We start from the raw sequence: 12,413 nt of genomic DNA on the forward strand, positions 1-12,413 counted from the left end.
TGCACGTAGGCAACAACCCTATCCGATGCACGGTCCCCGTCCGTGGGTGTGGGATCGGGCGCGCCGAATCACGAACCGATCGCCCTTCCTGGTCCTACGATTGCCCCACAGAAGAATCGCCTCCACCGAAGCGAGTCGTCATGCAACGTCCGGCGCCTGTCGACCTGGCACACCATCCGCATCTCAGTGGCCTGTTCGCGCCTCAACGCGAGGAAGTGGACGTCCGCGAGCTGGAGGTCCACGGGGAACTGCCCGCAGATCTGCACGGAAGCTATCTCCGCAACGGACCCAATCCGCGCTTCGACCCGATCGGTCACTACGTCTACCCGATCGACGGCGACGGCATGGTCCACCGCGTGCAGATCGCCGGGGGCACCGCGCGCTACACGAACAGGTTCGTGCGGACCCCGCAGGTCGTCGCGGAGGAGAAGGCCGGTCGCGCGCTGTGGGCCGGCATCACCGATCCGTACTTCCCTCCCGAGGAGGAGGTCGGGCCCGACCTGGCGAACACCATGCGCGAGCTGCCGGACATCAACATCGTCCGGCACGGCGGGCGGCTCATGGCGATGGCCGAAGCGGCGCCACCGTACACCTTGGGTTCCGACCTCGAGACGCTCGGACGCGAGACCTTCGACGGAACCCTGCCGGTCGGGCTGACGGCGCACCCGAAGATCGATCCGCACACCGGCGAGATGGTCGCCTTCTGCTACATGCTCGACCCGCCGTATCTGACCTGGTCGGTGGTCGCGCCGGACGGGACGGTGACGCGCGCGCCCACCCCGATCGACGGCATGGACCGGCCGTTGATGATCCACGACATGGCACTGACGCCGACCTATGTCGTTCTGGTCCTGGCCCCGCTCGTGTTCGATCTCTCGCAGATCTTCTCCGGCGGGTCGCCGCTCGACTGGAAGCCGGATCTCGGAACGCGTGTCGCGCTCGTCCCCCGCGACAGCGGCGCGGTGCGGTGGTTCTCGACCGACACGTTCTGGATGTGGCACACCGCCAACGCCTTCGACCTGCCCGACGGCGACGTCGCGCTCGACTACGTCGAATGGTGTTATCCCGGCGGATTGACTCGGCAGAGCGAACCGAACCGGTCCACCCTGAGCCGTGCGGTGATCGGACGGAACGGGATCACGCGGACCGTCCTGTGCGAGCGCGACATGGAGTTCCCGCGCATAGACGACCGGTCCACAACCCTCGGTCACCGCGTCGTAGCGACGATCGGCAAGAGCGGATCCTCGAACCTACCTCCTGGATCGGCCGATTCGTTGTGCTGGTTCGACGTACAGGCGGGTACGGAGTCGGTGTGGACGCACGACAGTCTCGCTCCNAGCCGATCCTGATGCCGGGAGACGCGGCGGACCACTGGGGCACCATCGCCACCGACCGCGAGGACATGTCGAGCTGGTTCCTGATCTTCCCCGCATCCGACCCGGCATCGGGCCCGATCGCGCGGGTCCGTCTGCCGATCCGTGTCCCGGCCGGCTTGCACGGAGCCTGGCTCCCGCCGGACTGAGCGTCGCTCCGGCTAGTTTGGGTGGATGGGTTTCACGCGAGCCGAACTCGAGTCCTTCCGCGATGCGGTGATCCCCGATCTCGTCGCGCCCGGTTGCCGCCTGTTGTTCGTCGGCATCAATCCGGGATTGTGGACCGCCGCGACGGGAGCCCACTTCGCGCGGCCCGGAAATCGCTTCTACCCCGCCCTGTTCCGTGCCGGCATCGTCGACCGGCCGATCGACGCGTCGTCCGGTATGAGCGACGCCGACCGCGATCACCTGCTCGAGCGGGGTGTCGGCATCACGAACCTGGCGCCGCGTGCGACGGCCCGCGCCGACGAGCTCACCGACGAGGAACTGCGTGAGGGCGGACGCCATCTGGCGCACGTGGTGGCGGAGTTCCGCCCTCGCGCCGTGGCGGTCGCGGGCATCACCGCCTACCGCGCGGCCTTCGGCCGGCGCAAGGCGAAGGCCGGGCGGCAGGACGACACGATCGGTGACGTCCCGTTGTGGGTGGTGCCCAATCCGAGCGGGTTGAACGCCCACGAGACGGTGGAGTCGCTGGCGCGGGCCTACGCCGAATCGGCCCGGGCGGCCGGCATCCTGTCCTGAACTACCGCTGAGCGCCGAACACCTTGTCGAGGAAGTGGGTGGCGCGGTAGCCGGGCGGTGTGCCCTGCACGACGACCGCCCATCCCTCGGAGTTCTCGGTGCGCAGCGGGAGGATCGCCTGGTACTCCGGGGATTCGTACCAGGACCGGGCACGGTCGACGTCGGGGAATTCGATGATCACGAGGTTCCCCTCGAAGGGTCCTTCCATCCCTTCGGGGTCGACGCCGTGGACGAGGAAGCGTCCGTCGTACGGGGCGAGGGTGTCGTCGATGGTCTCGATGTACCGGACGATGTCGTCGTTGAGGTCGACGTTGCGGAGATGAGCCACTGCGTATGCGTTCATGGGGACCACCCTGCGCCGCGTCGTGCACGGAATCGATTACCCCGGAAGTAATGGTGACCGTTCCCCGCCGGCTCTACTGTCGGGTGCATGACCACGGTCGACACTCCCCACGCCGGCGCCCTGCTGCGGGCATGGCGCGAGCGCCGCGGCCTGAGCCAGCTCACCCTGGCCCATACCGCCGGCATCTCGTCGCGGCATCTCAGCTTCGTCGAGACCGGCCGGTCCCGCCCGTCACGCGCGACCGTGCTGAAGCTGAGCGACCGGCTGGACATCCCGCTGCGCGAACGCAACACCATTCTGGTCGCGGCGGGACATGCGCCTGTCTACCCCGAGCATCACCTCGGCGATATGCCGATGGCGGCGATCTCCGACGCGATCACGCGAATCCTGTCGTCGCACCACCCCTTTCCCGCACTCGTCGTCGACCGGCACTGGACGATGGTCGATTCCAACGACGCCGTCGGGGTGTTCGTCGAGGGGTGCGCTCCGGAACTGCTGGAACCGCCGATCAACGTGCTGCGACTGACTCTGCACCCGCGGGGACTGGCGCCGCGCATCGTCGATCTCGGGCAGTGGCGCGGTCATCTGCTCGCCCGGCTGCAACACCAGATCGGTGCGACCGCCGACCCTGTCCTGCTGCGCCTGTACGACGAACTCGCCGGTTATCCCTGCGACGATCCGGTGGAGGAGATCGAACCGCATTCGCTGGTCGTGCCGATGCGGTTGCGGACCGAGGCCGGCGAGTTGTCGTTCTTCAGCACGACCACCCTCTTCGGGACCCCGCTCGACGTGACGGTGTCGGAACTGGCGATCGAGGCGTTCTATCCCGCCGACGAGGCGACGGCCCGGGTCCTGAACGGATCGTGATCGCCGAATCGGCCGATCACGAACGGTTTCCGCGCTAACGTGGGAGGTGCGCGTCTGCCGAGCGGATCATGCGGAGGACACCGACATGAGCACTGCGAAATGGTGGGTTCTCGATCAGCGGGAGTCCGGCTTCGCCCTCGAACACCGCCCCAGCGGCGACCTCGTACTGATGAACACCGCGACGTCGGAAGAACACGTCCTGCACGGCTACGTGTGGAAGCACTGTCCGCACTTCGGCCTGCAGATCCAGAGCGAGGGCCCACCCCCGTACGGACCGTGGGTGGAGAACCCCGAGGAGTGAGTTTCCCTCACGGGATCATCCGTAGCGGCGTGTGCTCGCCGGTGGCGGTGTCGATCAGCACCGCGCGATCGAGTGTCGCTTCGATGGGCAGCACGTCGTAGACGACCGCGCCCAGACGATCGAGTTCCTCACGCCGGGTTCGGGGACTCAGCGAACAGTGCGGGGTCCAGCGTCCCGGGACGTAGTAGCGGTGCAGGTCCGCTCCCGTCGTCTCCACGACCCGCACGACGCGGTCCTGTCGCTGCACGAGTTCGGACGAGGGGGCGGGCACGAGCGACGCCCGGCCGCGCCGGAACAGTCCGAGCGTGTCGATGTAGACCGGGACCGGTCCCCCGTCGGGCACGCCCTCGAGGGCCGAGACGACGGCGGCCCGGTCGTAGGTCCGCAGTACCGCGTACGACAGGTGCGGCACGTGCTTGCGGTGCGTGTGGGTGAGCAGGGTCGGGATGCCGCTCTCCTCGAGCCGGCCCCACAGGCGCCGGATCGCGCGGTCGGTCTCGGTGTCGAACAGGAGACAGACCGCCAGCGCCATCAGTTGAGTGTGGCGTGCCAGACGAGCGCGGCGGCGAGGGCACCGGCGCCGTTGAGCGACCAGTGCAGGGCGATGGGCGCGAGGATGCTGCCGCTGCGACGACGCAGCCACGTGAAGACGAAGCCCGCGGCGGCGGTCGCGATCACCGCGCCGACGATGCCGGCGATCTGCGCGAGCAGCCCGGCACCGAGGAAGGCGCTGAGGCCGGCGTTACCCGCCGTGAGACCGAACGACGAGGCGACGTGCCACAGCCCGAACAGCAGGGATCCCGCGGCGAAGACCCCGCGTGCGCCCCACACTCGCTCGAGGGTTCCGTGGAGCACCCCGCGGAAGGCGAGTTCCTCGGGGATGACGGTCTGGAGCGGGATGATGATCATCGAGGCGACGAGGGCACCGGAGATCGTGGCGTAGCGCTCGGAGAGGAAGAACTGCCTGGTGAACGGCAGGGCGATGCCGATCGCCACCACCGCCAGGACGAGGGCCACGGCTGCTACCGAGTAGAGCGTCCCCTTCTTCCAGTGCCGGGGTGAGAGGCCGAGTTCCGACCAGCGCATGCCGCGTCGACGCATCATCGCGACCAGCACGCATGCTGCGATCGGCACGGTCGCGATCGACGCCCACGCCGTGGTGAAGTGGGCGATCAGGTTGGTGGTGACGAGCACCGCGATCACGACGGCGAGATCGATCCAGGCGTGGAAACGGGAAAGCCAGGCCAGCGACGGCAGGCGTCCGGTCTCGGGCGAGGGCAACCGTTCGATTTCTACGGTCACGTGCGATCCCTCCGGAAACTCTCGAACATCCGGTCAAGTGTACGGATCGGGGCCTGCCGGCCGCCGTGACGGCGAACACTCCGGCCTCGACTTCCTTCCGGGATTTCCGGTCGTCGGCGACATAAACACGCCGCCGAAAGTCGCGAGACGCAGGTCACATCGAGTTTGCAGGTCGAGTCCGTCACATGCCCCGTTGTCAAGGCCTTGCGCCGGCGCCGCTAACGTGTGCGGCGATCACCAGCCCTCTTCCAGGAGAAACAATGGCCGACTTCCTCTACGAGGACCTGCTGCCGATCGGGGAAGACCCCACCGAGTATCGGTTGCTGACCACCGAGGGGGTGTCCACCGTCGAAGGACCCGACGGCCGCACCTTCCTGAAGGTGGAACCCGAGGCCCTGCGCCTGCTCACCGAGACCGCGCTGCACGACATCTCCCATTACCTGCGCACGGATCACCTGAAGCAGCTGGCGAGCATCCTCGAGGACCCCGAGGCGTCGAACAACGACAAGTTCGTTGCGCTCGACCTCCTGAAGAACGCAAACATTGCCGCCGGCGGCGTGCTGCCCATGTGCCAGGACACCGGCACCGCCATCGTCATGGGCAAGCGCGGCCAGCAGGTGCTCACCCCGGGTGACGACGAGGAGTCCATCGCGCGCGGTGTGTACGACGCGTACACGAAGTTGAACCTGCGGTACTCGCAGAACGCCCCGCTGACGATGTGGGACGAGAAGAACACGGGCAACAACCTGCCGGCGCAGATCGAGCTGTACGCGGACACCGCGAAGGGCCACGAGAACGCCTACAAGTTCCTGTTCATGGCCAAGGGCGGCGGATCGGCCAACAAGTCGTACCTGTACCAGGAGACGAAGGCCATCCTGAACCCGGACTCGATGATGCAGTTCCTCGAGGCCAAGATCCGGTCGCTCGGCACCGCGGCGTGCCCGCCCTACCACCTCGCGATCGTTGTCGGCGGCACCTCCGCCGAGTTCGCGCTCAAGACGGCCAAGTACGCCTCGGCGCACTACCTCGACGAGCTGCCCACCGAGGGTGCCATCACCGGCCGCGGCTTCCGCGATCTCGAACTCGAGAAGAAGGTCTTCGAGCTCACCCAGAAGATCGGCATCGGCGCGCAGTTCGGTGGCAAGTACTTCTGCCACGACGTCCGCGTCGTCCGCCTGCCGCGCCACGGCGCGTCGCTGCCCGTCGCGATCGCCGTCTCCTGCTCGGCCGACCGCCAGGCCAAGGCCAAGATCACGCCCGAGGGTGTCTTCCTCGAGCAGCTCGAGTTCAACCCCGGTCAGTTCCTGCCCGAGATCACCGACAGCCAGCTCGACTCCGAGACGTCGGGCGTCTCGGGCACCGGCAAGGGTGCCGCGGTCAAGATCGACCTCACCCGGCCGATGCCGGAGATCCTCGCCGAGCTGTCCAAGCACCCGGTCAAGACGCGCCTGTCGCTCACCGGTCCGCTGGTCGTCGCGCGCGACATCGCGCACGCGAAGATCAAGGAGCGCCTCGACCGTGGTGAGGAGATGCCGCAGTACCTGAAGGATCACCCGGTCTACTACGCCGGTCCGGCGAAGACCCCCGAGGGTCTGGCGTCGGGTTCGTTCGGCCCGACGACGGCCGGTCGTATGGACTCCTACGTCGACCAGTTCCAGGCCGCCGGTGGCTCGATGGTGATGCTCGCGAAGGGCAATCGCTCCAAGCAGGTCACCGACGCATGCCACACGTACGGCGGCTTCTACCTCGGCTCCATCGGCGGCCCGGCCGCGCGCCTGGCGCTCGACTGCATCAAGAACGTCGAGGTCGTCGAGTACGAAGAGCTCGGCATGGAAGCGGTCTGGAAGATCGAGGTCGAGGACTTCCCCGCATTCATCGTCGTCGACGACAAGGGCAACGACTTCTTCGCGCACACCGGCGAGGTCACGCTCACGGTCGGCAAGCGACCCGGTCTGTAGACCCGACTCGCTGTAGACGCACTATCCCGAACGGCCCGGCAGGATTTTCTGCCGGGCCGTTCGCGTTCGGGTGGATGTGCGCACCGTGCGGACAGAAACACGCTGCCGGAGCGTGTGCTCATGTCCACAGGACGAGCAAATTCGGACTCAAGCAGCGCAAGTGTGCGTCCGCGCGAGCACCGCGGGCGACTGCACGACCACCTGCTGCAGGAAGTCGAGGACGATGCCTGGTGCCGGTTCGGCGCCGGGTGTGAGCACCGCGCACAGTGCGCGGTACTGGTCGTCGCTCATCACGGGCGCGATACGGAAATGCGTGGTCATCGCGAGCGTGAAGTCGATCCCGAAGTCGCGGGCGCGGACCTGCAGCTGCGGACCGTGCTCCCCCGCGATCAGGCAGACGTCGAAGACGGCCCGTCCGGCGGTGTGCTCGAACGATGCGGCCGGAACGTTGTTGCGGACCATCTGCCGGTAGAGAGGTCGCAGTCCGCCGAGCACGACCGGCGGAAGCGTCACTGCTCGAGGACGGTCGGCGGTGAACATGTGATCACTCCTTCAACCCTGCGACCCCACCCGGGTCGCCCACTTCTTCTGGAATAAATCCAATAACTGGAACTATTCCAGAAAAACGTTCAAGACGCAACCACCTCGTTGGCCGATCATCCAACCGGCGCACCCGCGGCGAACCGAACTCTGTAGCGCTTGCACCTCCCCCGCCGCACGCCCACCGGACAGTATCGAATGCACCGACGAAAGGAGGGTCCGTGCAGCTCACAACGGCCCGGTTCGATGCGATGCCCGAGGACGAGGCCATCGCACTGTTGCTCGACTGCTGCTCGAGCCGGACATGGGCACACTCCGTCGTCGCAGCGCGCCCGTTCGGTTCGCGCACCGTGCTGCTCACCGCCGCCGCTGCCGCGGCCGAGAACCTCGACGGTGACGACCTCGCCGACGCCCTCGCCGGCCACCCGCGCATCGGCGAACGCAGCGAACACGCTGCTTCACGCCGCGAGCAGTCCGCCGTCACCACGTCCGACGCCGACATCCTCGACCGGCTCGCCGCCGGCAACCGTGAATACGAGGAACGGTTCGGGCACGTCTACCTCGTCCGCGCCGCCGGCCGCACGGCACCGGAACTGCTGGAGATCCTCGAGCGTCGCCTCCGCAACGACCCGGAGAGCGAGAAAGCCGAGATGCGTGCGGCGCTCGCCGAGATCACCCGACTCCGCCTCGAGCGGATCGTCATCGAGACCGCAGGGAGCCGCGCATGAACACCCTGAGTACCCACGTGCTCGACGCGACGGCCGGTGCCCCCGCGGTGGGGTTGCACGTCATCCTCACCGACACGCACGGAACCTCGTTGGGCGCCGGTGTCACCGACGACGACGGTCGTCTCACCGGTTTCACCGATCCATTGCCCGAGGGCACCTACCACCTGACCTTCGCCACCGGTGACTGGTTCTCGCGCCGCGGAGTCGCGTCCTTCTATCCGGAGGTGACCGTCACCTTCCGTATCCCGGAGGGCAGCAGCCACTTCCACGTGCCGCTCCTCCTGTCGCCCTATTCGTATTCCACCTACCGCGGGAGCTGACCACCATGACCGAACTGACCGGCAAGATCGTCCTCGGACCGCACCGCTACGGCAAGGCCGAGAATCGGGTGGTGCGCATCGTGCGCGACACCGACCGGCACGAGATCCGCGACCTGAACGTCTCGTCCTGCCTGCACGGCGATTTCGACGCCGCACATCTCGAGGGAGATCAGGGCACGGTGCTGCCCACCGACAGCCAGAAGCAGACCATCTACTCCTACGCCAAGGAGAAGGGCGTCGAGTTCGTCGAGGAGTACGGCCTCGCGCTCGCGCGGCATTTCGTCGACGACGTCGAACCCGTCCGCTCGGCGCGCATCGAGATCGAGGAGTACGCCTGGGAGCGGGTCGTCGTCGACGGCGCCGAGCACGACCACACCTGGACGCGCAAGGGATCCGAGGTCCGCACCGCCGCGATCACCGTCGAGGGCACCGGGACCGACCGACGCGAATGGGTGGTCGGCGGCCTGAAGGATCTCGTCGTCCTCAAGTCCACCGGCTCGGAGTTCCAGGGCTTCCTCACCGACCCGTACACGGTTCTCGAACCGGCGGAGGATCGCATCATGGCGACGAGCCTCCAGGCGCGCTGGCGGTTCGCATCGACCGACGTCGACTGGGACACCGTCTACGCGGGCGTGCGCGCCACCCTCCTCGAGGTGTTCGCGAACCTGCATTCGAAGGCCCTGCAACAGAGCCTGTACGAGATGGGCCGCGCCGTGCTCGAGCGGTACCCATCGATCGCCGAGATCCGCCTGTCCGCACCGAACAAGCACCACTTCCTCTACGACCTGGCACGTTTCGGAGTCGAGAACGCCGGTGAGGTCTTCCACGCCGACGACCGGCCCTACGGACTGATCCAGGCGAGCGTGCTGCGCGAGGACGCCCCCGATGCCGGCATCTCCTGGGAGCCCTACACCGGCGCCATGTGACCACTCACGCGGCACGACAACGGATACCGCTCACGCGAGAGCGGGTTCCAACGAACGCAGCGCGAGATACAGATCGAAGCGGTCACCGGTGCGCGCGAGGGAACGCCCGGTGAGCGCTTCGACTCGCCCGATGCGGTAGCGGACCGTGTTCAGGTGCACGTGCAGTCGATCGGCCGTGCGCCGCCACGATCCGTCGCAATCGAGGAATGCCTCGAGGGTCGCGAGCAGACCCGCGTCGGTGCGTCGGTCGTGTTCGACGACGTCCCCGAGCAGCCGGTCGGCGTAGGCGCGACGCAGTTCGTCGGGCAGGGTCGACAACAGGTCGAGCGCCGAATCGAGTTCGGCACGTCGCACCGACACCGGACCCGGATCGTTGTGTGCTGCAGCGCATGCCGATGCCGCCGCGCGGACCGCGCCGGCCGGGTCGTCGTCGGAACTCTGCCCGCCGACACCGACGAACATCCGGTCGCCGCGCAACGCCGGCGCGAGACGCCCGAGGCGTCGGCTCAACAGCCGTGCCACGTCGACGTCGCTGCCGATCGCCGGGGCGACCACCCTGTTCGCCGCGTCGATCGACGTGACCGCTCCGTCCAGGACGTCCTCGACGAGACCGCGTAGGACGTCCGGCGAGATCCGGCCCTCGGCTTCGGCCACCACCGCGACCCGCGAGTCCGCAGCGCGCACGGTCGGGGTCCGGTCGGTGATCTCCCATGCCACCCGGCGCCGTTCGTCGCGCCGGATCCGATCGAGAGCGACCACCGCGGCGAGTTCGGAGAACGCCTCGACGCACTCCGGTCCGCTCTCGTCGTGCCGGATCACCAGGAACCACGCGTCGATCCGGTCCGTCAGTCCGCGTCCCACCGGCAGGACGGTGAAGTCACCGTCGAGCCGCAGTGGAAAGCGGTCGGCGGTCAACGCTGCTGCGGTGATCCGGTCGAGTTCGGCGTCGTCGAGCTCAGCACCTCCTGCGACCGTCACGCCTGTGGAGGTGATCAGCGTCGATTCCACCCCGAGCTGCTGCGCGAGTCCGTCGAGCAGCTCCCCCACACTCCGACCGTCGGCGACGGCGGCGAGCCATTGCCGCTGCCGTGCCAGTCCCGTCTGCAGACGATCCATCCGGGCTCCGGCCATATGCCCGGTCATGTATTCGATGACCCGGCTGAACGGCACCTCGTCGGGCACGACCAGGAGCGGCATGCGATGTCGTGCACACGCCTCGATCACGTCGTCGGGTACCCGGCCGTGCAGGGCCTCGCCGGCGGCCATCGCCGTCACCCCCGCTCGGACGAGCCGTTTGACGAACAGGTCGGAGTCCTCGACGGAGCGTCGCCACACCAGGCCGGTGAACACGAGCGAGCCTGCGCTGACGTAGCGCGTGGGGTCGGGCATGTCGGTGGTGCACGCGCGCAGCACGGGACGGCTCAGGGCCTCCGCGTCGCCGTGCAGTACACCGATTCCCAGCCCCGGCGCCTCCACCACATCTCGAAGAAGCACGATGTTCACCTCCTGGTGACTGTCTTGGACGATCGCACAGTACGAGCCGCGGATTTCCGAGGTGTTTCGTGCGTGCTGCCGCAGAGGTACATCTGTTCGGCGCAGTTGACTGAAGACTCCCGACGATCCGAGGAGTCGACTATGCACGCGCATCCCACCACCCGGCCGCTCGTCATCCGCGGCGCACACGTGGTGAGCATGGACGCCGCCCGCGCCGAACACCGCGACGGTTATGTCGTCGTCTCCGGCAACCGGATCGTCGCGGTCGGGTCGGGCGAACCGACCGGCTACGACGATGCGCAGATCGTCGACGGCACCGGTTGCGTGCTCACCCCCGGCCTGATCAATACCCACCACCACCTGTACCAATGGATCACGCGTGGGCTCGCCGCCGACCACACCCTGTTCGAATGGCTCACCACCCTCTATCCAGTCTGGGGTGGCATCGACGCCGACGCCGTGCACGTCGCGGCCAAGGGCGCACTCGCGCATCTGGTGCGCACCGGATGCACGACCAGCACCGACCACCACTACGTCGTGCCCCGCGAGGGCGGTGACGTCTTCGGCGCGGAGATCGCCGCAGCGGCCGAGGTCGGTATCCGCTTCCATCCCTGCCGCGGGTCGATGGACCTCGGTGCGAGCGCCGGGGGTCTGCCGCCCGATCACATCGTCGAGGACATCGACGCGATCCTCGAGGGCAGCCGCGAGGCCGTCGACCGCTGGCACGATCCGTCGTTCGATTCGATGTTGCGGGTCGCGCTCGCGCCGTGCTCGCCCTTCTCGGTGACCGGTGAGCTGCTGAAGCAGTCCGCGTTGCTCGCCCGCGATCTCGGGGTGCGGCTGCACACCCATCTCGCCGAGACCCTCGACGAGGAGGACTTCTGCCTCGAGAAGTTCGGATGCAAGCCCGTCCAGTACATGGAGTCGCTGGGCTGGACCGGACCCGACGTCTGGTACGCGCACGCCGTGCACCTCGACGACCGTGACATCGGTGTGCTCGCCGCGTCGGGTACAGGTGCGGCCCACTGCCCCACCTCGAACGCCCGGCTCGGTGCCGGCATCGCCCGCGCCGCCGACCTCTACGCCGCGGGCGTGCCGCTCGGCCTCGGCGTCGACGGTGCCGCGAGCAACGAGTCGTGCTGCATGCTCGAAGAGGCCCACCACGCCGCACTGTTCGCCCGTGCCCGCAGCGGCCCCCGCGCCATGACGGTGCGGCAGAGCCTCGAACTCGCCACCATCGGCGGCGCCCGGGTCCTCGGACGCGAGGACGAGATCGGATCGATCGAGCCCGGCAAGCTCGCCGATCTGGCGTTGTGGCGGATCGACGGCCTCGCCCACTCCGGCATCGCCGACCCGGTCGCGGCCCTCGTCCTCGGCAGCACACCGCCTCTCGAACTGCTGTTGATCAACGGCCGTGAGGTGGTCGTCCGCGACGAGGTCCGGACCGTCGACGAGGACGTCGTGGCACGGCAGGTCGCGGCGGAACACGCCGCGCTGGTCGCCAAGGCGGGGTGAAGGCG

The 12,413-nt window shown here is 68.0% G+C and carries 13 protein-coding genes and 2 pseudogenes; 10 read left to right on the forward strand and 5 right to left on the reverse strand.

Features of this window, described 5'->3' with window-relative positions; all coding sequences use genetic code 11:
- Window positions 1–140 precede the first annotated feature (140 nt).
- From QR64_RS16970 to mug, 3 genes and pseudogenes are all read left to right on the forward strand, one after another.
- Window positions 141–1,336 (forward strand): annotated as a pseudogene (locus tag QR64_RS16970) (carotenoid oxygenase family protein); the annotation flags it as partial.
- A gap of 1 nt (window position 1,337) precedes the next feature.
- Window positions 1,338–1,522 (forward strand): annotated as a pseudogene (locus QR64_RS28115) (carotenoid oxygenase family protein); the annotation flags it as partial.
- A 25-nt stretch (window positions 1,523–1,547) separates the two neighbouring features.
- Entirely contained in the window at window positions 1,548–2,114 is a 567-nt protein-coding gene (gene mug / locus QR64_RS16975; RefSeq protein WP_006550594.1) for a G/U mismatch-specific DNA glycosylase, read from the forward strand.
- A gap of 1 nt (window position 2,115) precedes the next feature.
- On the opposite strand, the gene QR64_RS16980 is transcribed toward mug, so the two are convergent.
- Window positions 2,116–2,457, reverse strand: a complete 342-nt coding sequence (locus QR64_RS16980) for a DUF1330 domain-containing protein (protein ID WP_006550595.1) — start codon at window positions 2,455–2,457, stop codon at window positions 2,116–2,118.
- 87 nt (window positions 2,458–2,544) lie between these two features.
- On the opposite strand from QR64_RS16980, the gene QR64_RS16985 reads away from it, so the two are divergent.
- Window positions 2,545–3,324: a helix-turn-helix domain-containing protein gene (locus QR64_RS16985; protein ID WP_006550596.1), complete on the forward strand. Its 780-nt coding sequence runs from the start codon at window positions 2,545–2,547 to the stop codon at window positions 3,322–3,324.
- 85 nt (window positions 3,325–3,409) lie between these two features.
- Window positions 3,410–3,625: a hypothetical protein gene (locus QR64_RS16990; protein WP_026061451.1), complete on the forward strand. Its 216-nt coding sequence runs from the start codon at window positions 3,410–3,412 to the stop codon at window positions 3,623–3,625.
- 7 nt (window positions 3,626–3,632) lie between these two features.
- Here the strand turns inward: QR64_RS16990 and QR64_RS16995 are convergent, their stop codons facing one another.
- Both QR64_RS16995 and QR64_RS17000 read right to left on the reverse strand, forming a co-directional pair.
- Entirely contained in the window at window positions 3,633–4,157 is a 525-nt protein-coding gene (locus QR64_RS16995) for a 2'-5' RNA ligase family protein (RefSeq protein ID WP_039586329.1), read from the reverse strand.
- The gene (locus tag QR64_RS17000) at window positions 4,157–4,906 is read right to left on the reverse strand and encodes a CPBP family intramembrane glutamic endopeptidase (protein ID WP_228045102.1); all 750 of its coding nucleotides are present in this window, start codon (window positions 4,904–4,906) and stop codon (window positions 4,157–4,159) included. The genes QR64_RS16995 and QR64_RS17000 overlap by 1 nt, the downstream gene beginning before the upstream one ends.
- Before the next feature lie 281 nt (window positions 4,907–5,187).
- Between QR64_RS17000 and QR64_RS17005 the strand changes: the two genes are divergently transcribed.
- Complete coding sequence (locus tag QR64_RS17005; RefSeq protein WP_006550600.1) at window positions 5,188–6,885, forward strand: fumarate hydratase; 1,698 nt, start codon at window positions 5,188–5,190, stop codon at window positions 6,883–6,885.
- Between the two features lie 147 nt (window positions 6,886–7,032).
- Here the strand turns inward: QR64_RS17005 and QR64_RS17010 are convergent, their stop codons facing one another.
- A complete protein-coding gene (locus tag QR64_RS17010) occupies window positions 7,033–7,425 on the reverse strand; it encodes a hypothetical protein (RefSeq protein ID WP_006550601.1) in 393 nt (130 codons plus the stop codon).
- 221 nt (window positions 7,426–7,646) lie between these two features.
- Between QR64_RS17010 and uraD the strand changes: the two genes are divergently transcribed.
- From uraD to pucL, 3 genes are read left to right on the forward strand one after another with little or no spacing between them, the layout of a single operon-like run.
- Window positions 7,647–8,153, forward strand: a complete 507-nt coding sequence (gene uraD, locus QR64_RS17015; protein ID WP_039586332.1) for a 2-oxo-4-hydroxy-4-carboxy-5-ureidoimidazoline decarboxylase — start codon at window positions 7,647–7,649, stop codon at window positions 8,151–8,153.
- On the forward strand, window positions 8,150–8,473 hold the full coding sequence (uraH, locus tag QR64_RS17020) for a hydroxyisourate hydrolase (RefSeq protein ID WP_019288025.1): 324 nt from the start codon (window positions 8,150–8,152) through the stop codon (window positions 8,471–8,473). Before uraD ends, uraH begins: the two co-directional genes overlap by 4 nt.
- Window positions 8,474–8,478: 5 nt before the next feature.
- Window positions 8,479–9,399: a factor-independent urate hydroxylase gene (gene pucL / locus QR64_RS17025; RefSeq protein WP_006550604.1), complete on the forward strand. Its 921-nt coding sequence runs from the start codon at window positions 8,479–8,481 to the stop codon at window positions 9,397–9,399.
- A gap of 30 nt (window positions 9,400–9,429) precedes the next feature.
- On the opposite strand, the gene QR64_RS17030 is transcribed toward pucL, so the two are convergent.
- Window positions 9,430–10,893 (reverse strand): PucR family transcriptional regulator, encoded by a 1,464-nt coding sequence (locus QR64_RS17030; protein WP_235367195.1) that lies wholly within the window; start codon window positions 10,891–10,893, stop codon window positions 9,430–9,432.
- A gap of 141 nt (window positions 10,894–11,034) precedes the next feature.
- On the opposite strand from QR64_RS17030, the gene QR64_RS17035 reads away from it, so the two are divergent.
- The gene (locus QR64_RS17035; protein ID WP_033097281.1) at window positions 11,035–12,408 is read left to right on the forward strand and encodes an 8-oxoguanine deaminase; all 1,374 of its coding nucleotides are present in this window, start codon (window positions 11,035–11,037) and stop codon (window positions 12,406–12,408) included.
- The last annotated feature ends 5 nt before the right edge of the window (window positions 12,409–12,413 follow it).

It is taken from the genome of Rhodococcus sp. Chr-9 (assembly GCF_000801125.1).
GTDB classification, from domain to species: Bacteria; Actinomycetota; Actinomycetes; order Mycobacteriales; family Mycobacteriaceae; genus Rhodococcus; species Rhodococcus pyridinivorans.